Consider the following 23,468-nt stretch of genomic DNA (forward strand, 5'->3'; position numbering starts at 1 on the left):
AGTTATAAGGTTGGACCAGGGGAATATTATATAAAAATAAGTGAATCTGGTTTTCCTTCAATTAATTATCAGATTAGTAATATAAGTTTGAATGTCAATACTGTTGCGGAAACTACTATTACACCGGCACAAACTTCTGAGGAGGTAGTATTTGGTAATCTAATTACCACTGGTATTAAGTACAAAGGGGACGAACATTGGTATCAAGTTAATACTGATCATATCAGTAGCATAGTCAGTGAGCTAAGCACAAACAACGGTTATGTAAATTACACTTTATATAACTCCTCATTAAGCCAAATATACAATAAAACATTTTATAGTGCTGGTGGTAAATATAGCTTCAAAGTAGAAGCAGGAACGTACTATATAAAATTAAATGAATCGTCTGGAGTCAATTATTCTACTCATATAGTAACATTAAAAGTAGATTTGTCAAAAGAGTATGACTTTTTGCTTGCTCTTGGTAACCCTGACTGGTGCGGTAAAGTTGCGGAGCCAGTCAATATCATTAACGGTAACTATTTCTCTGAGGATAAAGATTTAAGCATCCCCACCCAATCTGTACCATTGGAATTCATCCGCCACTATAATTCGCGTAATACCGATTGGGGCCCGCTGGGCAAGGGCTGGCAGCATAACTATAATACGTATCTAACTATTAATACCGATAATTCTATTGCCGTAACATACGGTGATGGACATAGCTCCCTATTTACCTTGGTAAATGTAACCGATCCGAAAAACCATACCCTCGTCCAGAACACCTATGATACTAATTCTAAAGTAATTGAGCAAGAAGACGGAAAAGGGCAGAAATCCTTTATGGCCTATGACCCGGTCTTGCGGAAGAACACCTATACCGATGCTCTGGGTTATGTAACTACCTATTATTATGATGACAAATACAGGCAGACCAAAGTAGAGTATCCTGATGGTAAATACATTCTTTATACTTATGATTCGGATTATAACAAGCTCGGCGAGACAGATCCCAGGGGCAATACGACCACCTATACGTATGACTCCATGGGCAATATGCTGACTCAGAAGGCTCCTGCCCCCCTGAGTTATATAACAATCTATACCTATGACAGCCTGAATAATCCCATCAGCATAACTGACGTAGCGGGGCATATTACCAACTTTGCTTATGATACAAAAGGGAACCTGATCCGGACCAGTAAAACCGTTGAGGGGCAGATGGCTGCTACATCATATACATATGACCAGTATGGTCAGGTTAACACCATCACCAATGCCAACGGAAAGACAAGCCAGGTAGCCTATGACCCAGTATGGGAACCAGATTCAGACTATTGATCCCAATGGCAATTCCACCAGTTTTAATTATGACAATGTGGGGCGAAAACTAACCCGTACCAATGCACAAAATCAGACTTGGACCTACACTAATAACAATAAAGGTAAAGTCCTGACCGAAACAGATCCTCTGGGTGGAGTAACAACTAATATATACGACGCCAACGGCAATCTTCTCAGCAAGACAGATCCCAGAAGTTATACCGCCACCTTCAGCTATGATGAAAATGATCGTCTGATCCAAACAACTGATCCGTTAAAGTATAGTTACTCCATTGCTTACGATGCCAACAGCAACAAAACTTCTGTTACCGATGCAAATGGCAATGTAACTACCTATGCTTACGATTCTAGGAATAGACTCATTTCTGTGACTGATGCCGAAGGAGCAACAGAGAGCTATACTCTGGACGAGAATGGCAATATACTTAGTAAAACCGACCGAAACGGGAAGGTAACTCTATATGAATATGATGTTTTAAAACGTCCCACCAAGATTATCGACCCTCTTGGAGGTATAATCCAAGTCCATTATGATGCCTTGGGCAACAAGACCAGTGAAACTGATGCCAACAATCATATTACCACATCCACCTACAATGAGGATTCACGACTCTTAACCGTAACCGACTCACTTAACAATATTACCACTTATACCTATGACCTTGTAGGCAACAAGTTGAGTATGACAAATGCCAAGGGGAAAACCTGGACCAATACCTATGATAATGCTAACCGGCTTATTAAGGTGACTGACCCAACCGGGCATTTTATGGAAACCGCTTATGACAGTTCTAGCAATGTCATTTCCAAGACTGATGAAAATGGGCATGTTACTGAATATACCCATAATGCCCTAGGTCGGGTAACCACTGTTACTGATGCTTTAGGCCATACCACCAACTATACTTATGATGCTAACGGTAACAGAACCGCGGTGACCGATGCCAACAATCAGACCACTACTTATGCCTATGATGAACTATCTCGCCTAGTTATAGAGACCGATGCCTTAGGACATAGTACCAGCTATACTTATGACCCCGTAGGGAACAAACTGAGCGTGACCAATGCTAAGGGACAAACTTGGACTTACACCTATAACAATGTCAACCGACTAATTAAAATAACCGACCCATCAAGTCATTTTACCCAGACCATCTATGATGGCAGCGGTAACGTTCTCACCCGGACTGATGCCAAAGGAGAAAGCACAGGCTTCACCTATGATGACAGCGGACGACTGGCTTCCGTTACCGATGCTTTGGGGCAGACAACGACCTATTCCTATGACGGTAACGGCAATCTCAAGAAAACAACAGATGCCAGGGGAAAAGAGCGAACCTTTAATTATGACTCCTTAAACCGAAATATCAAGGTAACCGATCCTCTAGGGCACGAAAAGACAAAGGCTTATGATCCTGTAGGGAACCTAATTACCAGGACTAAACCGGATGGGACCGCCATCAACTATACCTATGATGATAACAACCGTTTGCCCAAGGTTAGCTACCCTGACCAGAGTGAAGTAACCTACACCTATGACTTTACTGGCAAAAGAACATCTATGGTAGATCCTGCAGGAAGTACTACTTATAACTATGATGAAATGAACCACCTCAAAATGGTGACCCGTGACGGCTCGACCATAACCTATAATTATGACTCAGTCGGAAACCTGACCGGGTTGACTTACCCGGATGGAACACAGGTGGACTATACCTATAATGCCCTGAATCTACCGATAACGGCCAGCGAAGGTGGGCATGCATTGGAGATAGTCTATGATGAATTGGGACTACGTACAAACGAGGTAATGCCAAACGGAGTCGGGGTGACTTATCAGTATGACGGGAACGGACGACTTAAGCTTATACAGCATAAGCTGGGAGAGGCAGTCCTGGCGAAATCGGCCTATGCCCTGGATGTTAACGGTCACAGATTAAGCATAACAAATGAATCTAACCAGATATCCCAGTTCGCCTATGATGCCCTGGGAGAACTGACCCAGGTTACTAATCCCGATGGCAAGACAGTCCAGTATACCTATGATTCTGTCGGCAATCGGCTCAGTACCGATGGCAATGCCCCTGATAAGCTGGCTGCCTTAAACGGCACGACCAATCTCGGTTATGACTATGAAGATCGTCTTAGCCAGGTGCAGGATGGAAGCAAGACTATTCACTACAACTATGACGGCGATGGCAACCTTATCAAAAAGACTATCACCGGTTCCACCAGCGAAACCTATGAATACCTCTATGACTACTCGGCAGGACTTCCCCGGCTGCTTGTGGAAAAGAAAGGTAATGACAGTTACAACTATATTTACGCCAGTAGACTATATGCTCGCAAGGGAAACCAGGGAACGGTTTATTATCATCAGGATGGCCTGGGTAGCACTCTAATCATTACCGATTCCGTAGGAGCAGTAAAGAATAAATACCAATACGATGCCTTCGGTAATCCCACTATAATCGCGCAAACAATAGAAAATAGCCTCCTTTTCACTGGTGAACTTCACGACCAGAGCGGTTTCATCTACCTTCGGGCTCGCTACTACGATTCCGTCGCAGGACGGTTCATCACCCAGGATACTGTTTCAGGTAAATTGGATAATCCATTATCGCAGAATTTATACACATATTGCGGAAATAACCCGGTCAACTACACTGACCCCTCAGGGAACATGAGATGCGATCAGGCAGTAGATCTGATGTATGGTCTTAAGGAATCTGTCGGAGAAACAATTAAAGAGATTTTAAACTCACCGTGGGCAGTCTGGGAATTAGTTAAGGATATCAAAAACGGAAACTTATCACTGACGGATTTAGCTGATGGCCTAGGCGAATCAGTAGCCGGACCCATAAAACATCTGATAGCAAACAGTGGAGAAGTATGGGACGGTGATCCAACAGATGCTCAGGTGCAGGAATATGGTAAGAATCTTGGCGATGTTATTCAGCAGGCAATACTGGCCGGCGGGGCAGTTAAGACAGGAATAAAGGCTATAGACAAGCTGATAGATGCGTCTAATACGGCGAAGAAAGTGATTGCTGTTGAAACGGCTGAGGGGTTGGGTGCAGCTGGAAACCCATTAGCTAATATAAAATATACGGATAAGGTTATAAAACAGATGGATACAGATATTTACCATGGTTTTCCTAGTATTATTGATGAATTTGGAGCAGACGGAGCTAAAACATTAATAACTGGCAATGATGGGATTGTAAGAACAAAAATTGAGATACCAGGCAATATCAATGGGGTAGAGGGAGTATATCAATATATAATAGAGTCAGATGGCGTAACCATTAATCATAGATTATTTGTTCCAAATAGATAATTAAGAGAGAGGGTAAATATGAGCATTAGTTATAAATCTTGTTTACCTAGTGATTTTCCGGAAGAATTGTCTAAAAATGCGAAATCACTTGAACACCTTGGTATATCGGAGATCGCCTGGGATTGGCAAAATGCAATAAGAATAGTTGGGTTTCTCTGTGAATGCAATTGTGCGGTACTAGGTGGGGATGTCTACAAAATGACTAACTATGAGTTAAATTCTACGTATGATAGTTGGTATATTAATAAGGATGAAACAAAGACGTGGTCTGAATATGTTGCGGAAAGTAAAGATAAAGCTGTTTCATATTTAAATCAATACCATGATAGAAATGGTGATGAGTTTTACTATTCAGTGGTTTTCAAAGAAAATAAATAAGTAATTCAGGACTTCCCCGGCTGCTTGTGGAAAAGAAAGGTAATGACAGTTACAACTATATTTATGCCAGTAGACTATATGCCCGCAAGGGAAACCAGGGAACGGTTTATTATCATCAGGATGGCCTGGGTAGCACTCTAATCATTACCGATTCCGTAGGAGCAGTAAAGAATAAGTACCAATATGATGCCTTCGGTAATCCCACTATAATCGCGCAAACACTAGAAAACAGCCTCCTTTTCACCGGCGAGCTTCACGACCAGAGCGGTTTCATCTACCTGCGGGCGCGCTACTACGATCCCGCCGCAGGACGGTTCATCACCCAGGATACTGTTTCAGGTAAATTGGATAATCCATTATCGCAGAATTTATACACATATTGCGGAAATAACCCGGTCAACTACACTGACCCCTCAGGGAACATGAGATGCGATCAGGCAGTAGATCTGATGTATGGTCTTAAGGAATCTGTCGGAGAAACAATTAAAGAGATTTTAAACTCACCGTGGGCAGTCTGGGAATTAGTTAAGGATATTAAAAACGGAAACTTATCACTGACGGATTTAGCTGATGGCCTAGGCGAATCAGTAGCTGGACCAATAAAACATCTGATAGCAAACAGTGGAGAAGTATGGGACGGTGATCCAACAGATGCTCAGGTGCAGGAATATGGTAAGAATCTTGGCGATGTTATTCAGCAGGCAATACTGGCCGGCGGGGCAGTTAAGACAGGAATAAAGGCTATAGACAAGCTGATAGACGCGTCTAAGGGCGCGGGGAAGGTAATGAGTCCTTCGGCGGCTGCTAATAAAATCGTTAATGCAGAACGAGTGGGCAGTGGTTTAAAAGGTGATATCTATCATCGTGCCGCAAGCTATCTTTCTGAAAGCCAGATTTCCAAAGGAACAGTGTATGATTTGGGTAAAAACAACACATTATTACAAGTCGAAGGTAGCGCAAATGGTAAAACAGGGATTTTTGAGTGTATTTTGAATCAAAATGGTGAAGTGACTCATCAGTTATTTAAGGAAGGGGGTGTTATAAATGGTATCCCCAACTAACAAGATAACTGAAAACCAAATTCGTAAATTAGTAAGTGAAAGCAAAAACCCGTTAAATCCCTTGAATATGGTATTTACTTATGTATATGTAACAAATTTAGTGCCGTTAAATTGGAATGATATACTTTTTGCAATTGAAAATAACTTTTTAGCACACCAAACTGCAATTGAACATGGCCTAGAAGCTGTACAAAAAAATGAGAACGTACCAGAGGAAGTTTTAGAATTGGCATTCATGTTACAGGGTGAAGCAAAACTTCCATATGATGTTTATCAACTTGTCAATAAATTGGCAACATCACACAACCCAGACAATGCATCCGATTCGAGAGAGAAATTTTTATATGTTTCATTAAACTGGGTATATGAACACAAGGATGATTATTGCAATCCAATTGAAGTAGTTGATATTTTATGTGATGAAATAAACTATCCTGATGAGGTAAAAAATCTTATTAGTTTCATGCCTACATCAGAATCAGAGACAAATTCATCAGATTCAACGACAGAACGGCTACTCGGCAGATTGCTGCGGTATTTAGAAAACCAGCGAAACCGCTGGGCGTAGATATACAAAAACTTGACCCTCGGAAAAATATAAGGGTCAGCAATGACCCCACTATGCTCTTTGACAAAAGCTGGCTTCCGTGAGTCATAACCCCGGTTGCGACCCCAAGGCCGCAAATCCGACCCCGTAGGGTTTTGCCTTTCAGCCCGCATTGCGGGCTGGTGTGGGTTGCGCCGGGGAAGTTTTAACCCCGGCGCTTTAACCTGCACAGTTTTCGACCCCATGGTTCACCCTGTAAACAGGGATGATTAAGGGCAATTTGCTGCCGAATAATTCATCTGATGATTTCCCGCACAAAGCCGTCAAATTCGGTTTCAATTTGGCAGAAGGATAAACTCCCTATTTTGGCTGCCAAAATCGAACACAGGGGCACACGGGGCTGGCGTTGCGATTATAAAAAATGTTTTGCGGCAAGTCTGAGCCCAAATGCAAGAGTGCAAGTTCTGTAAGCTGCCAGCAACAAATTTGCAAACTGGATGTAATTGACAAAAATTCAGACATGGTGTAAAATTTGCGCCAAGAGGGGGGGGTTAAGGGGGAAACGCAAACCCTTCCTTTTTTCTTTTTCTGCATATGACAGTAAAACATAATTGACATTGATGCCGTCGCTAAAAAAATGCTAACCAAATCTCAAATGACTTAGGGGTAAATCCCTTAACATTACAGCGACCCCTCAGGGAACATGAGATGCGATCAGGCAGTAGATCTGATGTATGGTCTTAAGGAATCTGTCGGAGAAACAATTAAAGAGATTTTAAACTCACCGTGGGCAGTCTGGGAATTAGTTAAGGATATCAAAAACGGAAACTTATCACTGACGGATTTAGCTGATGGCCTAGGCGAATCAGTAGCCGGACCCATAAAACATCTGATAGCAAACAGTGGAGAAGTATGGGACGGTGATCCAACAGATGCTCAGGTGCAGGAATATGGTAAGAATCTTGGCGATGTTATTCAGCAGGCAATACTGGCCGGTGGAGCAGTTAAGACAGGAATAAAGGCTATAGACAAGCTGATAGACGCGTCTAAGGGCGCGGGTAAGGTAGATAAAGGATTTAATAGTTTCAACGCTCTTAAAAAAGAACTTGGTTCTGCCGGAGAAGGAAAGGCATGGCATCATATTGTCGAACAAAATCAAATCCGGAAATCAGGCTTTAGTCCGCAACAGATCCATAATACAAATAACGTAATTGCTGTCGATTCAGCGACTCATGCTAAGATAAGTGGGTATTATAATAGTATCCGACCTGATATTTCAGGTAATATGCGAGTTAGAGACTGGCTTGCTGGACAAAGCTATGAATACCAATATGAATTCGGTATTGATGTACTGAAACAGTTTGGGGTGATAAAATGAGAAAGCCATTAGTACCTCAAGAAATTGTAGATCAATATCTCGAAACAGGAGTCGTTTTAGCAGAAACGGCGTTGATCGGTGATTATAAGAGAGGGAATAAGATTGCTAAGAAGAATCGAAAAGTCTTTGATGCTTTGAGACAGGACAAAGATTTAGCAATACAAGTATTGCAACAAGTGATGAATTCTGATAATGATAAGGCACGTTCAATAGCCGCAGCGGATGCTATAAGATTGAATATTATGATTGAACAGGCTGTTGCTGTTCTAGAAGAAGTAGCAAAACGTAGTGATATTATTGGATTTGAAGCTAAAACGGCACTGAAAATTTGGAGAGGAGAGTTTCCTGGGAAGACATTATAATAACACATGGGACCTTTGCGAACACCTTATAATATGCAAGTTTTGGCTAAGATTGTGTAATCACAGCCACCTAAAAAGTGTACCTTGCCCAATTTACAGCCACCTGAGGAACAACGGCTGTTGCTTGCTAAAAGTCCTAAGCGGTCGGTATTGCCGGCCGCTGTGAACCGGCGGGTGCACCCGCCTTTAACCTGCACAGTTTTCGACCCCATGGTTCAGCCTGTCATCGAGGGGATAAAGCCATATTTGGCGATGTGCTTTTGAGTGCAGGATATCCCGCACAAAGCCGGCAAATTCGTCCTCGTTTTCACTGGATGGGCAAACACCTTATGGTTACAGCTCAAAATATCCCTGTAACAGGCGTTAGCTTAAACACAACTGGCACCAGCATAAGTATAGGAGGCACCGAGCCGCTGATAGCTATTTTGACTCCAGAGAATGCCACTAATAAGAATGTGAGCTGGAGCAGTAGTAATACGGCTGTAGCAACAGTAGTAAGTGATGGAACGGTAACTGGAGTAAGTGCAGGCACAGCTACCATTACCGTAACTACTGCGGATGGGGGTTTTACAGCAGCCTGCGAAGTCACCGTTACAGATCAAAATATTCCTGTAACAAGTGTTAGCTTAAACAAAACTAGCACCGGTATAAGCATAGGAGGCACCGAGAACCTGATGGCTACAGTGGAACCGGAAAATGCTGTTAATAAGAATGTGAGCTGGAGCAGTAGCAACACGGCTGTAGCCACAGTTGGTAGTGACGGAATGGTAACAGGTGTTAGCGGGGCACTGCAATAATCACCGTTACTACGATAGACGGTAGTTATACCGCCAATTGTGAAGTGACAGTACTAAATTGAAAAATTCTACTGCAAATACACGTTTCGGCTTGACTAGGGGCTTAGCAGAGATAAATTAATGGCATTAAAATGAAAGCAAGGAGGCTTAAGGTTGTCCTTGCTTTTCGTTTATATTGCCCCCTTCTCCAATATTTGCTATGATAGAGGGTAAAGTTAGAAACTATCCAAAGGGAAGGTGAATAAGTTGAAAATTTCACGTGAAGACGTTGAATACGTGGCGGCTTTGGCACGTCTAGAGTTAACCGAACAGGAAACTCAAGAGTATACAGAACAACTTAACTCTATTTTAGACTATGCGGCTATGTTGGAGCGTTTAGACACGAGCGATGTGGTCCCTACTGCTCATGCCGTTCCTCTACATAATATCTTACGCGAGGATCAGGTGAGACCCTCGATTAATCATGAAAAAGCCTTAAGGAATGCTCCAGATGGGGAAGAAGGTTTCTTTAGGGTGCCTAAAATAGTCTAACCTTGAAAGGAGGGTTTCGGAAATGGCAACAGGGGATATAGAAAAGTCAGTTAGCGAATTACACGAGCTTCTTGCTCATAAAGATATCAGCTCTACAGAGTTGACGCAAACCTACATAGATCGTATTCATAACCTTGAGCCCGATTTACAAGCGTATTTAACGGTTTTAGAAGATCAAGCGTTAGCCCAAGCGGCTGTGGTTGATCGCAAGATCGCTCAGGGCGGGGTTCTCAGTTCCTTAGAAGGAATTCCGATGGCTATGAAAGATAACATGTGCACGGAGGGCGTTCGGACAAGCTGTGGTTCAAAGATGTTGGAGAATTTTACTCCACCGTATAATGCGACGGTTACTGACCGTCTACAGGCCGCGGGAACAATTCTGCTCGGTAAGCTAAATATGGATGAGTTTGCCATGGGTTCCTCGACGGAGAATTCTTATTTTGCAAAGACGCGCAATCCTTGGGATTTAGAGTATGTTCCTGGAGGTTCTTCAGGGGGAGCTGCCGTTGCCGTAGCAGCGGATGAGGCTGGTTTTAGCTTGGGGTCTGACACCGGGGGTTCGATCCGCCAACCAGCAGCGTTTTGTGGGGTGGTTGGAATGAAACCCACCTATGGAGCAGTTTCTAGGTATGGTTTGATAGCGTATGCATCGTCACTTGACCAGATTGGTCCACTTACAAAAAACGTGCGAGATAATGCCTTGGTGATGAATGCCATTGCCGGACATGATCTCCTTGATTCCACCTCGGTTCCATTTGAGAAGCCGGATTATACGAAGTTCCTGGTTAATGACATCAAGGGGTTGAAAATTGGGATTCCCCGTGAATATTACGGGGAGGGGATTGATCCGGAGGTTGCCAAAGGGATTCAGTCGGGGATTCAAACTCTGATTGATCTGGGTGCCGAAGTGTCTGAATGCTCATTACCTCATACAGAGTACGCCATCCCGGCGTATTATCTGATTGCCACCGCGGAAGCAAGTTCTAATCTAGCTCGCTATGATGGTGTACGCTATGGATATCGGGCTGAGTCCGAAGATGTTTTGGGTATGTTTAAAACAACCCGTTCAGAAGGCTTTGGGCCGGAAGTGAAACGGAGGATCATGCTCGGAACTTATGCCTTAAGTTCAGGGTATTATGATGCTTATTATCTGAAAGCACAAAAGGTCCGAACTTTGATTAAACAGGATTTTGATCAAGCGTTTGAGGAGTTTGATGTCTTGCTCTCCCCGACGGCTCCGACCCCAGCCTTTAAATTTGGAGAAAAATCTGCGAATCCTTTAGCGATGTATTTATCGGATATTACGACGGTGCCGATTAACCTAGCAGGGATTCCGGCCATTTCTATTCCGGCAGGATTTGTCAACGGTTTGCCGATTGGTATGCAGCTGATGGGTAAAGCGTTTGCTGAAGGGATGTTGTATCGTGTAGCCTATACGTTTGAGCAAAACACGAATTATCACACGTTAAAACCGAGTATGTCAAGGGAGGTGCTTGCGCGTGGTAGTCGCTAACAATTATGAAATGGTCTGTGGGCTAGAGGTACACGTTGAACTGCAAACTAAGACAAAGATTTTTTGTGGCTGTACCACTGAGTTTGGGGGAGACCAAAACACACATGTTTGTCCTGTGTGTCTGGGAATGCCAGGTGCGCTCCCTGTCTTAAATCGCGAAGTGGTCAATTATGCGATCAAAGCGGGTCTTGCTCTGAACTGTGAAATCGCGAAGTTTTCAAAGTTTGACCGTAAAAATTACTTTTACCCCGATTTGTCCAAGAATTATCAAACATCCCAGTTTGATTTGCCGATTTGTGGTAAAGGTGGGTTAGAGATCGAAGTTGAAGGGGAGAAAAAGTGGATCGGAATCACTCGTGCCCACATGGAGGAAGATGCTGGCAAACTTGTGCATAGCGGAGAGACCATCTCAACCTCTAACGAATCTTTAGTGGACTATAACCGTGCTGGGGTACCGCTGTTAGAAATTGTTTCCGAGCCTGATATGCGCTCAATTCCCGAAGTGCTCGCTTATCTCGAAAAATTAGTACAGATTTTAGAATATACGGAAGTCTCGGACTGTCGTTTAGAACAAGGCTCGGTACGTTTTGATGTTAATGTTTCCCTAAGACTGGTTGGGGAGATAGCCTTAGGAACACGTACAGAAACTAAAAACTTAAATTCCTTCAGCTCAGTACGCAGATGCATGGAATATGAGGTAGCCCGTCAAGCTCGTGTTCTCGATGCCGGGGAAAAAGTGATTCAAGAGACACGCACTTGGGATGAGGGCCGGGGGGTTACGTTAACCCTTCGTTCTAAAGAAGAAGCACATGATTATCGGTATTTCCCCGAACCTGACCTGACCCCATTGGTTATTGATCGGGAATGGGTGGAGAGAATCCGTAAAACTCTGCCTGAGCTTCCGGGGGCACGTCGTGCGCGGTTGCAAGAGTTGGGGCTCTCCGCTTATGATGCAGGAGTTATCACCCAAGCTAAAGCTATGTCCGATTACTTCGATGCAGCCTTAGTACACTATGGGGATGCTAAGGCCTTAGCCAACTGGGTCATGGGTGATCTAACGCGTTTACTCAACTCCAATCAGTGTCGAGTGGCTGATTCTCCAATTTCTCCACAACGATTGGCGGAACTCTTGGTTATCATAGACAAAGGGACTATCAGTGGTAAGATTGCCAAGAGCGTGATTGAAGAAATGTACAGCACGAGTAAGGATGCCCAAACGATTGTCAAGGAGAAAGGACTCGCACAGATTAGTGACGAAGGGGCCTTGCTGGGGATTATTGATAATGTGCTTGCTGCTAATCCCCAATCTGTAGAGGATTATCGAGCAGGAAAGGACCGAGCGATTGGGTTCTTAGTCGGGCAGATCATGAAGGCAACTAAGGGGCAAGCGAATCCGGGTCTGGTCAATCAGTTGCTTAAGGAAAAACTAGCTTAATGCTGGGGCTTCTCTTTTTGAGAAGCTCCTTTTAGTTAGGTGTTAATGGAGATTAAGTCGGATAAACTGTATACAGCAAAGTGGATAAGAAATTTTGGAGGTGTAGTTGCCAAGCGAAAGTGGTCGTTGCTACTCTAATTCAAGGGGGAGCGCGAACCAGGTTTAATAAGTATACAGTATAAGGAAATGGATATCCTTCAATCTCAAGAAGGATTGTGCTACTATAGAAAGTAATCTGTAACGTGTATTGTATAATTTTACATTGAAGATAAATTAGAGGGGTGAGTCTGAAGTGAGACATTTAGTGATTGTCGATACTACATTACGAGACGGAGAACAAACTGCGGGTGTTGTTTTCTCAAACCAAGAAAAGTTGCGCATCGCTCGTTTGCTTGATGAGCTTGGCGTTCATCAGATTGAAGCCGGGGTAGCAGTTATGGGCGGAGATGAAAAGCATGCAATCAGTGATATAGTAAAACTAGGTTTAAAATCCAGCATTATGGGCTGGAATCGTGCAGTCATATCTGATATAGAAGCCTCCTTGGCTTGTGGTGTCGATGCTGTGGCAATTTCTATTTCCACCTCAGATATCCATATTGAACATAAGCTCATGACCACTCGTGAGGATGTTCTGGAACGGATGATCAAGGCTACGACATTTGCGAAACGAGAAGGGATGTATATCTCTGTCAACGCAGAAGATGCTTCACGTTCAGACATGGATTTTCTTGTGCAATTCGCTAAAGAGGCCAAAAAAGCTGGTGCGAATCGTATTCGCTACTGTGATACTGTCGGAATCTTAGATCCATTTACCACCTATGATCGTATTAAAGTCCTAATTGAAAAGGCAGATATAGATGTGGAAATGCATACCCATGACGATTTTGGGATGGCGACTGCCAATGCTTTGGCAGGGGTAAAGGCAGGGGCATCCCACGTAGGGGTTACGGTCAATGGTTTAGGTGAGCGGGCAGGAAACGCAGCTCTAGAGGAAGTTGTCATGGCTTTAAAGCATTTGTTAGATACGGATCTAAGCTTTGCGACGGAACGATTTGTTGAAGTTTCTGAATATGTTGCTCGTGCCTCAGGCAGAATGCTTCCACCTTGGAAATCGATTGTTGGAAGTAATATGTTTGCGCACGAGTCAGGGATTCATGCTGATGGTGCTCTAAAGAACCCTAAAACTTATGAAGCATTTAGCCCTGAGGATGTTGGGCTTGAGCGACAGATTGTGATCGGTAAACATTCCGGGACGGCTTCGATAAAGGCAAAATTCCTGCTTGAGTATGGTAAGGAAATGTCGAACGAAGATGCAGAGGAAATGTTGTCACGAGTAAGAGCGTTAGCTGTTGACATGAAGCGTTCGCTTTTTGATAAGGAACTCGTCTATATTTATGGAGATATGCTAAAGCAACGGGGCAGGTAATTAGCAAAAATTTAGACGGCTGAAATAAGCGCGCAGAAAGTTCCTCATAAAGATTGGACACACATGATAGGTCGTCAACAAGCATACCATTCACTATTAAAGTGGAAGGGATGCTTGTTTTTTGTTGTTATAGAAGCAAAAGAGGGAATGTTAAGTGTAAGAAGTTATCTGGAGATTAATAACTTTCAGAATATTCTTCCAATTAAGAAAGTAATAAGATAGTATAGAGTTGAATAATATTGCTCTTGGATTATAGGTCTTGCTTGGAATAGGGGGTATAAGAATGAGCGGGAATATGGGAATAACGTTTCGAGCTATGATAAACTCAATTAGCGATGGTATCTATATATGCGATTCTGAAGGATACTGTATTACTCATAACGACGCTTTCTTACGTATCACAGGAATCCCTGTCGATGTCGTGGGACGACACGTAAAAACCCTCATAGACGATCACTTGATATCGGATTCCGTAACCCTTGAGGTTATTCGCATTGGACAGCGTGTGTCTAAAGTGATTTCTTATCCTAGTGGTTGCGAGGCTTTGGTAACGGGTAATCCTGCTTTTGACGAAAAGGGTAACTTGATCAACGTGGTGTGCGAAGTTCGTGACTTAAGCGAACTGAGTACCTTGAAGGATGAATTAAAATGTTCGAAGCAACTTAATAAGCAATACCGAGATATCTTAATAAACTATGCTCCTTCTTTAGCCAATGCCTCCCACAAAATAGCCGCTCGCGACCCAAAAATGCAAAGTATCCTGGATGAACTGCCAAGGATCGCAGATTCTGACGCAACAGTGCTGATCTACGGTGAGTCAGGAGTTGGAAAAGGGTTAATCGCCTCACTGCTTCACATGCATAGTAGCCGCAGCACTAAAGGGAAGTTCATAAAAGTGGACTGTAGTGCCATTCCATCCTCATTAATAGAATCCGAATTATTCGGTTATGAGGGAGGAGCATTCACAGGGGCACGACGTGAGGGGAAAGTGGGGTTGTTGGCTCAGGCCAACCATGGTACAGCCTTCTTGGATGAGATTGGCGAGTTACCCCTGTTTCTTCAAGTAAAACTACTGAGTGTACTGCAGGACCATAAAATTACGCGCGTTGGAGGAACAGCACCCCTGTCAATGGACATTAGGTACGTTTGTGCCACTAACCGAGATTTAGAGGAGATGGTTGATGAGGGGACTTTTCGTAAGGATCTTTTTTACCGTCTAAATGTGATACCAGTTGCTATTCCACCTCTACGTGAACGAAAAGAGGATATTTTGATGCTAACTTTGTCTTTCTTGGACAAGTTTTGTCACAAGTATCATCGCGTTCTTAGTTTTGTTCCAGAAGCGATGGACTGCCTTTATGAGTACTCTTGGCCTGGTAATGTGCGTGAATTGGAAAATGTCGTGGAACGATTAGTCGTACTTAGCCAGAGTGGAATTATTGAGAAAATAGATTTGCCTGAGAAGATTCAGCGGGCAAGTAAAGCTATCGTTTTGCAAAATATACATGGTTCAAGTCTTAAAGAAAGTGAAATAATCCCCCTAAAAGCGGCGGTGGCAGCCACAGAACGGCAATCGATTGAGCGAGCTCTCCACCAAAATGGCCATCTCGGTTCGGCCGCACAAGCCCTCAAAATTGACATTTCTACCCTTTTGCGTAAGTGTAAGAAACTTGGAATTAAGCGAGTTGCAGCGTCGGGGAAAATGTGAACAAATAGCTTTTCAAACTATTTATAATTATTAACGATTACGGCACAATTCTTGCTCTGTGATGAATCATTAGGAGTAGGAAGGGTGCCATTTGTTTTGGACCAAAGATCTAAGAGTGTAAAAATGCCTTGATTAGGCAAGTTCACCTAGGTTAGATTGCCTGGATTTCCCGATTTAGGTTCTAATGCTTCACAGGTAAATGTAAAGGCTCGTATTTGAGGGGGTTATATAAATATCAGAAAATTCATAATTGTGGCACTAATATTGCTTAGTATATTCATGCAAAGGCTTCAAATCAAATTTGGGGGGGAAGAAAGCATGACGATGATCTTGAATGTCACGGTTGGAGATTTATTAGATGATGTGAGTAAGCGAATACCGGATAAAGAAGCGATGGTTTACGCTGATCGTCCAGTGCGCTATACCTATGAACAGCTTCGCATAGCTGCTGATCAGGTGGCCAAGGCCTTAATCGGATTAGGGATTAAAAAGGGTGATAATATTGCTCTATGGGCCACGAATATCCCAGAATGGATCTTATTGCAATATGGAAGTGCCAAAATGGGCGCGATTTTAGTGACTGTCAATACCCAATATAGGATCATGGAATTAGAATATCTCTTAAAACAATCGGACTGTAACGCAATTTTCTTAGGAGAAGGGTTTAAACAAAGTAACTATATAGAAATTTTGAATGGAGTGTTACCAACTCTTGCGGACTCACCCACGGATAGCCCGTCTTCATTTGAAAACTTACCGATGCTCCGCCATGCCATTTTATTGAGCGAGAAACGGGTTCCTGGCACCCTTAATTGGTCTGATTTTATGAGCTATGGCTTAAACATCAGTGATATGGTCTTAAAAGACTATCAAAACGAGACCCATCCTGGGGATGTCATTAACATTCAGTACACCTCTGGAACAACAGGGTTTCCCAAAGGAGTTATGTTAACTCACAATAATATTATCAACAATGCCAATATGGTGGCGGATGCCATGAATCTGATCGAAGAAGATCGTCTCTGTTTTCCGGTGCCTCTATTCCACTGCTTTGGCTGTGTTATGTCCTCTCTGGCTTGTGTAACCAAAGGGGCGACTATGGTTCCCGTCGAGGTTTTTGACCCAGCCAAGGTCCTTGAGGCAGTCGAAAAAGAAAAATGTACTGCGTTACACGGGGTCCCTTCGATGTTTATCGCGGAATTAGAATTGTTAAAAAACACCTCGTATGATACCAAGACATTGCGAAAAGGAATCATGGCCGGATCCCCTTGTCCCGTTGAAATCATGAAGCAAGTGATTTCGAAAATGGGAATGGAAGAAGTAACCATAGCCTATGGGCAAACAGAGGCCTCTCCGGTCATTACCCAGACGAGAATCGATGACCTCTTGGAACGGCGAGTGTCCACAGTCGGCAGGCCTCTAGGAGAAATGGAAGTGAAGATTGTTGATCCAGTCACAGGGGCTGAAATGGCGTTTGGAGAACAAGGAGACCTCTGTGCACGGGGGGCTGGCATCATGGTGGGATATTATAACATGCCAGAAGCTACAAACCTGGTGATCGACGAGGAGGGTTGGTTGCACACGGGGGATTTAGCAGTTATGGATCATCAGGGATACTGCAAGATCACCGGACGGCTGAAGGACATGGTCATTCGAGGTGGAGAAAACATTTATCCCAGGGAAATAGAGGAGTTTCTCTATAGCCATCCTAAGATTGCCGATGTACAAGTCATTGGCTTGCCGGATTTCAAGTATGGTGAAGAGCTATGTGCCTTAGTGCGTCTGCGTGAAGGGGAAACGGCAACTTTCGAGGAAATCAAGGACTTTTGCAAAGGTCAGATTTCCCATCATAAGATTCCCATGTATGTAGACTTTGTGGACAGTTATCCAGTGACTGCGAGCGGTAAAATACAAAAATATCGCCTTCGGGAGATGTATATTGAAGTTTATAATTTGCAGGAGGCAGCCAAAATTGTAACTGCATAGCGACAAACCTTTTTAATCCCGTATTGAACCTGGTGTGTAGCCATGAGTTCAATTCGCTGGGCAGAGAAAAAGAAAGGGGTCGGGTGTATGTTTGGGTTAACTGAAGATCAAAAATCGTTGCGCGCAATGGTGCATGCCTTTGCCAATGAGGTCGTAGAGCCTGGGGCGGAGGAACGTGATCGAACGGGTGAATTCCCACTGGAAATAGTTAGAAAGATGGCTGGGCTGGGACTTTTAGGTTTACCATTTTCGGAGGATGTAGGAGGAACGGGTGGAGACACGGTCAGTTATGCCCTAGCCGTTGAGGAACTATCCCGAGTATGTGCCTCAACTGGGATTACGTATGCGGCGTTGTTATCTCTAGGGATAAGCCCAATTTACTATTTCGGCACACCTGAGCAAAAGGAAAAATACCTCCCTGCCTTATTTAGTGGCAAATATTTAGCAGCCTTTGGTTTAACCGAGCCGGATGCGGGCTCTGATGCTGGTGGTACGAGAACAAGGGCTCGTCGAACGGATAAAGGATGGGTTCTGAACGGCTCGAAATGTTTTATCACCAATGCAAGTTATGCGGGAGTTGTTACAGTAACAGCGCTTACCGATCCTTCGAAGGGAACTCGTGGGATAAGTTCCTTTTTAGTAGAGACGGGTACTCCGGGATTTCAGATTAACACGCCTTATGACAAAATGGGTCTCCATGCTTCCAACACAACGGAACTTGTGTTTGAGGATGTAGAAATACCGGCAGAAAATCTCTTAGGTGAGGAAAACAATGGTTTTCCTCAATTCATGAAGATCTTAGACGGTGGGAGGATTAGCATAGGGGCAATGGGAGTGGGTATTGCTCAAGGAGCCCTTGATAAGGCATTGAAGTATTCCATGGAGCGTAAGCAATTTGGGAAAACTTTAAGTAGTTTTCAGGCTATCCAGTTTAAACTGGCAGACATGGCGACTCAAACTGAATTGTCTCGGTTAATGATACTGCGGGCTGCAAGTCTTAAAGATGCCCATCTGCCCTTTGGCAGAGAAGCAGCGATGGGCAAACTGCATGCTTCAGAAACTTCAGTTAAGAACTCGCTAGAGGCAATCCAGATTCACGGTGGATATGGCTATATGAAAGATTATCATGTAGAAAGATATCTGCGTGATGCCAAATTACTGGAGATTGGAGAAGGTACATCGGAAATTCAACGCATAGTCATTGCTAGGATGCTGGGTTGCAGGTAAAAGATTAGGTGCAGGATTCGTGAAGTCGTAGCATCGGCAATAATGCTAAGACTAGGCAAAATTGCCTGGGCTAAGTTGCCTAGGACCTTGGCTGAAATGCAATAGGATTGATCTCAGAGACTGGATGCCCGTAGTATCACAAAATATTTCAGAATATTCAGTAATGTGGCACGTCTTTTGCTCTAGTATAACTGTTAGAAGCAGAAAGGGGGTGCCACATTACTCAAGCATTGGACCCTTTAACAGGTTTGAAAAACAATTGAATGATTAAAGTAATTTCAATCACATCTTAGAAATCTAATAGGTAAGAGGGGGAGAACTATGAGACCAGTGTATATGGTGTCGGGCGGTATCACGAAATTTGCCAAATCTACTCCAAAGAAGGACTTTCGATATATGGCCAAAGAGTCCTTTGATCAAGCCATGGCCGACGTGCCAAATTTGAGCCTAGACCAGATCGACGGCTCAGTCATCGCCTATTTTTCCGATCACTTTACTCGTCAGTTGATGGCAGGAATTATGGTACAAGATTATTTGGGGCTGACCCCAAAGCCCTCCAAACGAGTTGAATCCGGTGGAGCTACGGGAGGAATGTGCTTTCAAACAGCTTGGGAGGCCATTGCCAGTGGACGAATGAACGTCTGTGCTGCGGTAGGCTTTGAAACAATGTCCCATGTGAATACCTGGAAGGGAAATGAGTTTATAGCCCTAGCGTCAGATGTTAATTTTGATTACCCGGTTGGCGGTTTTTATACCGGCTATTACGCGATGATGGTTAGACGGCATATGCATGAATTCGGCACCACAGAACGGCAACTTGCAGCGGTTTCCGTTAAGAATCACGGCAACGCACTGCATAATCCCTATGCCCAATTTCCCGCGGAACTGACAATCGAAGATGTGCTCAACTCCGAAATGGTGGCAGATCCCTTAAAACGTTTGGATATTTGTGTCATGTCAGACGGAGCAGCTACGGCCATCTTAGCCTCAGAAGAGATGGCATTTAGGTTAACAGACAAACCAATCCTGATTAGCGGCGTGGGTACGGGAACAGATGCTATGCGTTTGTCGGATCGACCATCACGCGAAGTTATCCTTCTTGACCACGAACGTGCTGAGGATTATAAAGACTTGAAATATCCGGGGGTCCATTCCTTCAGGGGCGGCCGTGTTGCGGCAAAAGAAGCGTACAAAATGGCTGGGATCGAAAACCCGATTGAGCAGCTTGATTTCGTGGAGCTCCACGACGCCTTTACCTCCTCCGAAATTCAAACCTATGAAGATTTAGGCTTGTGCAAATATGGAGACGGTGGAAAATTTGTAGAATCGGGAGCAGCTAATGTCAACGGGAAAATGCCGGTAAATCCTTCAGGCGGACTGTTAGCCTGCGGTCATCCAGTGGGGGCAACGGGCTTAATGCAATCCGTTTTTGCTCTCTGGCAGCTGCAGGGGACCATTGGTCAACATTTCGGCGGGGACGATACCCTGCAAATAAACAATGCCAAACGAGGTTTGATTCATAGTCATGCGGGGACAGGTACCTATATTACCTGTAGCATACTAGAGAGGGGGTTCTAAACCATGAACGAAAAGAAACCACTACCAGTTAAAATGGAAGAGGTCGAACAAGGATGTGTTCTTTATAACATAGATCCCATCGTCATGAAATACCACTATGAAGTGGATTACATTCATAGTTATGCTCAAGATTCACCCTTTTTTGAGGGCTTAGCAAAAGGGGAACTCAAAGGAAGTAAATGTACAAAGTGCGGTGGTACGTTTGCGACCCCGCGCAGTCACTGCATGACTTGTGGAGCTGAGACAGAATGGATGCAGTTACCCTTGCAGGGAAAAGTGCATACCTATACGACGTGTTATTTTGGGGGACAAGAGTTTCTGGCAGAAACGCCCTTCACTCTGATTATGGTCGAGTGGCCTGGGGTTGACACACTTTTCTTATCCCGGCTGATTGGAGTGGCTCCGGAGGATGTCAAAATCGGCATGGATATTCAGGCAAAGTTTAAACGTTTGAGTCAGTTCAAACCCACGGACGTCTATTTTGTTCCTGTTGGATAAGGAAATGAAGGAACACCTTCTCTTCCCTTACCTTACCTTACTTTACTTTACTTCCTATGAAACAAGATGGTCCACTAGTAAGTTAGAAGTTCATGTGGGATAACCTGTGGAACATATTTAAACAGCCAGGCTCTGTTACAAGTAGATTGAATAAGTTGTACCGGAGTCTGCTTTTTTGGCATTGCAGTTAAGGTTGGAGTAGGGGGTATTAAGAGATGAGCCAATGTCTGGAAATGACGTTTCGGTCAATGATAAGCTCAATTAGTGATGGTATCTATATAACTGATTCTGAAGGTTACTGTATTGCTCATAATGAAGCTTTCCTACGTATCACAGGGATCCCTGCCAATGTTGTAAGTGGTAATGTAGAAACGCTCCTAGACAATCACTTGATATCGGATTCCGTGACTCTTGAGGTTATTCGCAGTGGTCAACGTGTGTCTAAGGTAATATCTTATCCGAGTGGGTGCGAGGCCTTAGTTACTGGCAATCCGTCGTTTGATGAAGAAGGCAACTTGGTTAACGTGGTGTGTGAGGTGCGTGACTTAAGTGAACTTAATACATTGAAAGATGAATTAAAACGGGCTAAACAGCTAAACAAGCAATACCGAGAGATCATAAGAAACTATAATCCAGTAAACGATGCAGCCCAGAAGATATCGGCTCGTGACCTCAAAATGCAAAGCATCCTGGATGAGCTGCCCAGGATCGGAGATTCCGAAGCGACAGTGCTGATCCATGGTGAATCAGGGGTAGGAAAAGGATTAATCGCCTCCCTGCTTCACGAACATAGCAACCGCAGAATCAAAGGGAAGTTCATAAAAGTGGACTGCAGTGCCATTCCATCCTCATTAATAGAATCAGAATTATTCGGCTATGAGGGAGGAGCATTTACAGGGGCACGAAGAGAGGGCAAGGCAGGGTTATTGGATCAAGCTAACCACGGAACAGCCTTTATGGACGAAATCGGAGAGTTATCCCCATTTCTTCAAGTAAAACTGCTAAGTGTACTGCAGGACCATAAAATTCTTCGGGTTGGAGGAACGACACCTCTGCCGATGGACATCAGGTTTGTGTGTGCTACCAACCGTGATCTAGAGAAAATGGTGGATGAGGGGACATTCCGTAAGGATCTCTATTATCGGCTAAATGTCATACCCATTGCTATTCCGCCCCTGCGAGAACGAAAGGACGATATTTTTGGGCTGACTCTAACCTTTTTAGAAAAATTTTGCAAGAAATATCGTCGCAGTCTGAGTTTTGCCCCGGCTGCGATGGACAGCTTATACGAATACTCATGGCCAGGCAATGTGCGCGAACTGGAGAACGTTGTGGAACGGCTGGTTGTACTTACTCAAACTAGTCTGATAGGGAAGCTGGATTTACCTGAAAAAATTTGGCAGGCTACTCATGTAATGGTCCCTAGCGAGCCCTCACATTTTAACGAGAGGAAAGTAATACCGCTCAAAGAGGCGGTGGCTGCTACAGAACGACACTCGATTGAGGGAGCGTTCCTGCAAAATAAACACCTTGGGCCGACCGCGAAGGCTCTAGGGGTGGATATCTCGACCCTTTTACGAAAATGCAAAAAGCTGGGCATTAGAAGGACTACAACAATAGAAATACCATGAACAGAACAATTGGCTTGGGCTGAATCACCAAAAAGGATTGTTTTACAAGGAGGTTAGATTGTCAAATGACAAAAGTTATAGGCCTTGAAAAAGCTATCAGCAAGATTGAGAATGGAATGACCATAATGGTCGGAGGGTTTATTGGGTGTGGAGCTCCCAGCCAGCTTTTGGAAGAAGTCTGTCGGCAGGAAGTCAAAGAGCTGACCCTCATTGCTAATGATACAGGTATCCTTGGGGATGCGATGTCACAACTCATTGTGCAACATTGCGTGAGCAAGCTCATTGCAACCCACATAGGTACGAACAAAGAAACAGGAAGGCAAATGTCGACAGGTGAGCTTGAAGTGAAGCTGGTACCTCAGGGAACCTTAGTCGAGCAGATTCGGTCAGCAGGTGCGGGTTTAGGAGGGATTTTAACTCCAACCGGGATTGGAACCATTGTGGAGGAAGGTAAGCAAAAGCTTGTTCTCAATGGTGCGGAATATCTTCTGGAACTTCCAGTTCGGGCTAATGTTGCCTTATTAAATGCCTATAAAGCGGATAAGGTCGGGAATCTCGTTTATCGTCGTGCAGCTCGTAATTTTAATCCAGTCATGGCAATGGCCGCAGATTTGGTTATCGCTCAAGTGGATAATATTGTTGAAATAGGGGAAATAGACCCGGACGATGTTATGACACCAGGTATTTTTGTGGACTATATAGTTCACAAACAGTCACAGGAGGTGACCGATCTTGGATAAGGA

At 43.9% G+C, this 23,468-nt stretch carries 20 protein-coding genes; 19 read left to right on the forward strand and 1 reads right to left on the reverse strand.

All coding sequences use genetic code 11. The features are described 5' to 3' along the window. The 7 genes from UF75_RS12475 to UF75_RS12505 form a co-directional block, all read left to right on the forward strand. On the forward strand, nucleotides 1–1,323 hold a 1,323-nt coding region (locus UF75_RS12475; protein ID WP_045574927.1), incomplete at its 5' end, for a DUF6531 domain-containing protein. Then, nucleotides 1,289–4,669, forward strand: coding sequence for an RHS repeat-associated core domain-containing protein (locus tag UF75_RS12480; protein ID WP_045574928.1), 3,381 nt, complete (start codon nucleotides 1,289–1,291; stop codon nucleotides 4,667–4,669). The genes UF75_RS12475 and UF75_RS12480, both read left to right, overlap by 35 nt. A gap of 18 nt (nucleotides 4,670–4,687) precedes the next feature. Then, nucleotides 4,688–5,047, forward strand: coding sequence for an Imm40 family immunity protein (gene imm40, locus UF75_RS12485; protein ID WP_045574929.1), 360 nt, complete (start codon nucleotides 4,688–4,690; stop codon nucleotides 5,045–5,047). 26 nt (nucleotides 5,048–5,073) lie between these two features. Beyond that, nucleotides 5,074–6,108 carry an RHS repeat-associated core domain-containing protein gene (locus tag UF75_RS12490; protein ID WP_045574930.1) on the forward strand — a complete coding sequence of 345 codons (1,035 nt, stop codon included), beginning with the start codon at nucleotides 5,074–5,076 and terminating at the stop codon, nucleotides 6,106–6,108. Beyond that, nucleotides 6,092–6,676: a DUF2247 family protein gene (locus UF75_RS12495; protein ID WP_052693212.1), complete on the forward strand. Its 585-nt coding sequence runs from the start codon at nucleotides 6,092–6,094 to the stop codon at nucleotides 6,674–6,676. The genes UF75_RS12490 and UF75_RS12495 overlap by 17 nt, the downstream gene beginning before the upstream one ends. A 682-nt stretch (nucleotides 6,677–7,358) precedes the next feature. Continuing rightward, entirely contained in the window at nucleotides 7,359–8,033 is a 675-nt protein-coding gene (locus tag UF75_RS29095) for a hypothetical protein (protein WP_197079388.1), read from the forward strand. Then, nucleotides 8,030–8,395 (forward strand): hypothetical protein, encoded by a 366-nt coding sequence (locus UF75_RS12505; RefSeq protein WP_045574931.1) that lies wholly within the window; start codon nucleotides 8,030–8,032, stop codon nucleotides 8,393–8,395. Before UF75_RS29095 ends, UF75_RS12505 begins: the two co-directional genes overlap by 4 nt. 26 nt (nucleotides 8,396–8,421) lie before the next feature. On the opposite strand, the gene UF75_RS28235 is transcribed toward UF75_RS12505, so the two are convergent. Continuing rightward, nucleotides 8,422–8,607 carry a hypothetical protein gene (locus UF75_RS28235; RefSeq protein WP_197079389.1) on the reverse strand — a complete coding sequence of 62 codons (186 nt, stop codon included), beginning with the start codon at nucleotides 8,605–8,607 and terminating at the stop codon, nucleotides 8,422–8,424. Between the two features lie 48 nt (nucleotides 8,608–8,655). Here UF75_RS28235 and UF75_RS29100 point away from each other — a divergent pair, with 48 nt between their 5' ends. The 12 genes from UF75_RS29100 (at nucleotide 8,656) to UF75_RS12565 (ending at nucleotide 23,465) form a co-directional block, all read left to right on the forward strand. Further along, on the forward strand, nucleotides 8,656–9,192 hold the full coding sequence (locus tag UF75_RS29100; RefSeq protein WP_197079390.1) for an Ig-like domain-containing protein: 537 nt from the start codon (nucleotides 8,656–8,658) through the stop codon (nucleotides 9,190–9,192). A 246-nt stretch (nucleotides 9,193–9,438) separates the two neighbouring features. Continuing rightward, nucleotides 9,439–9,723 (forward strand): Asp-tRNA(Asn)/Glu-tRNA(Gln) amidotransferase subunit GatC, encoded by a 285-nt coding sequence (gatC, locus tag UF75_RS12515; protein ID WP_045574932.1) that lies wholly within the window; start codon nucleotides 9,439–9,441, stop codon nucleotides 9,721–9,723. A 22-nt stretch (nucleotides 9,724–9,745) separates the two neighbouring features. Next, a complete protein-coding gene (gatA, locus tag UF75_RS12520; RefSeq protein WP_045574933.1) occupies nucleotides 9,746–11,236 on the forward strand; it encodes an Asp-tRNA(Asn)/Glu-tRNA(Gln) amidotransferase subunit GatA in 1,491 nt (496 codons plus the stop codon). Beyond that, a complete protein-coding gene (gene gatB / locus UF75_RS12525) occupies nucleotides 11,223–12,671 on the forward strand; it encodes an Asp-tRNA(Asn)/Glu-tRNA(Gln) amidotransferase subunit GatB (RefSeq protein WP_282433800.1) in 1,449 nt (482 codons plus the stop codon). The genes gatA and gatB overlap by 14 nt, the downstream gene beginning before the upstream one ends. Nucleotides 12,672–12,963: 292 nt before the next feature. Continuing rightward, nucleotides 12,964–14,097 (forward strand): homocitrate synthase, encoded by a 1,134-nt coding sequence (gene nifV, locus UF75_RS12530; RefSeq protein WP_045574934.1) that lies wholly within the window; start codon nucleotides 12,964–12,966, stop codon nucleotides 14,095–14,097. Between the two features lie 283 nt (nucleotides 14,098–14,380). Continuing rightward, nucleotides 14,381–15,805 carry a sigma 54-interacting transcriptional regulator gene (locus UF75_RS12535; RefSeq protein ID WP_045574935.1) on the forward strand — a complete coding sequence of 475 codons (1,425 nt, stop codon included), beginning with the start codon at nucleotides 14,381–14,383 and terminating at the stop codon, nucleotides 15,803–15,805. Nucleotides 15,806–16,123: 318 nt separating this feature from the next. Continuing rightward, complete coding sequence (locus tag UF75_RS12540; RefSeq protein WP_197079391.1) at nucleotides 16,124–17,791, forward strand: AMP-binding protein; 1,668 nt, start codon at nucleotides 16,124–16,126, stop codon at nucleotides 17,789–17,791. Between the two features lie 87 nt (nucleotides 17,792–17,878). Next, nucleotides 17,879–19,018: an acyl-CoA dehydrogenase family protein gene (locus tag UF75_RS12545; RefSeq protein ID WP_045574936.1), complete on the forward strand. Its 1,140-nt coding sequence runs from the start codon at nucleotides 17,879–17,881 to the stop codon at nucleotides 19,016–19,018. 321 nt (nucleotides 19,019–19,339) lie between these two features. After that, a complete protein-coding gene (locus UF75_RS12550; RefSeq protein WP_045574937.1) occupies nucleotides 19,340–20,596 on the forward strand; it encodes an acetyl-CoA acetyltransferase in 1,257 nt (418 codons plus the stop codon). A gap of 3 nt (nucleotides 20,597–20,599) precedes the next feature. Further along, nucleotides 20,600–21,094, forward strand: coding sequence for a Zn-ribbon domain-containing OB-fold protein (locus UF75_RS12555; RefSeq protein WP_045574938.1), 495 nt, complete (start codon nucleotides 20,600–20,602; stop codon nucleotides 21,092–21,094). A gap of 215 nt (nucleotides 21,095–21,309) precedes the next feature. Then, entirely contained in the window at nucleotides 21,310–22,725 is a 1,416-nt protein-coding gene (locus UF75_RS12560) for a sigma 54-interacting transcriptional regulator (protein WP_052693216.1), read from the forward strand. Between the two features lie 65 nt (nucleotides 22,726–22,790). Then, nucleotides 22,791–23,465: a 3-oxoacid CoA-transferase subunit A gene (locus UF75_RS12565; protein WP_045574939.1), complete on the forward strand. Its 675-nt coding sequence runs from the start codon at nucleotides 22,791–22,793 to the stop codon at nucleotides 23,463–23,465. Nucleotides 23,466–23,468 lie beyond the last annotated feature (3 nt).

The organism is Desulfosporosinus sp. I2 (assembly GCF_000960765.1).
Classification (GTDB): domain Bacteria; phylum Bacillota; class Desulfitobacteriia; order Desulfitobacteriales; family Desulfitobacteriaceae; genus Desulfosporosinus.

What these genes read in the sequence shown, in the direction of transcription:
- UF75_RS12480 (WP_045574928.1), top strand. Translation starts at nt 1,289, where the DNA reads ATGACCCAGTATGGGAACCAGATTCAGACTATTGATCCCAATGGCAAT.
- imm40 (WP_045574929.1), top strand. Translation starts at nt 4,688, where the DNA reads ATGAGCATTAGTTATAAATCTTGTTTACCTAGTGATTTTCCGGAAGAA.
- UF75_RS12495 (WP_052693212.1), top strand. Translation starts at nt 6,092, where the DNA reads ATGGTATCCCCAACTAACAAGATAACTGAAAACCAAATTCGTAAATTA.
- UF75_RS29095 (WP_197079388.1), top strand. Translation starts at nt 7,359, where the DNA reads ATGAGATGCGATCAGGCAGTAGATCTGATGTATGGTCTTAAGGAATCT.
- UF75_RS12505 (WP_045574931.1), top strand. Translation starts at nt 8,030, where the DNA reads ATGAGAAAGCCATTAGTACCTCAAGAAATTGTAGATCAATATCTCGAA.
- UF75_RS28235 (WP_197079389.1), bottom strand. Translation starts at nt 8,607, where the DNA reads ATGGGGTCGAAAACTGTGCAGGTTAAAGGCGGGTGCACCCGCCGGTTC.
- gatA (WP_045574933.1), top strand. Translation starts at nt 9,746, where the DNA reads ATGGCAACAGGGGATATAGAAAAGTCAGTTAGCGAATTACACGAGCTT.
- UF75_RS12535 (WP_045574935.1), top strand. Translation starts at nt 14,381, where the DNA reads ATGAGCGGGAATATGGGAATAACGTTTCGAGCTATGATAAACTCAATT.
- UF75_RS12540 (WP_197079391.1), top strand. Translation starts at nt 16,124, where the DNA reads ATGACGATGATCTTGAATGTCACGGTTGGAGATTTATTAGATGATGTG.
- UF75_RS12545 (WP_045574936.1), top strand. Translation starts at nt 17,879, where the DNA reads ATGTTTGGGTTAACTGAAGATCAAAAATCGTTGCGCGCAATGGTGCAT.
- UF75_RS12550 (WP_045574937.1), top strand. Translation starts at nt 19,340, where the DNA reads ATGAGACCAGTGTATATGGTGTCGGGCGGTATCACGAAATTTGCCAAA.
- UF75_RS12555 (WP_045574938.1), top strand. Translation starts at nt 20,600, where the DNA reads ATGAACGAAAAGAAACCACTACCAGTTAAAATGGAAGAGGTCGAACAA.
- UF75_RS12560 (WP_052693216.1), top strand. Translation starts at nt 21,310, where the DNA reads ATGAGCCAATGTCTGGAAATGACGTTTCGGTCAATGATAAGCTCAATT.
- UF75_RS12565 (WP_045574939.1), top strand. Translation starts at nt 22,791, where the DNA reads ATGACAAAAGTTATAGGCCTTGAAAAAGCTATCAGCAAGATTGAGAAT.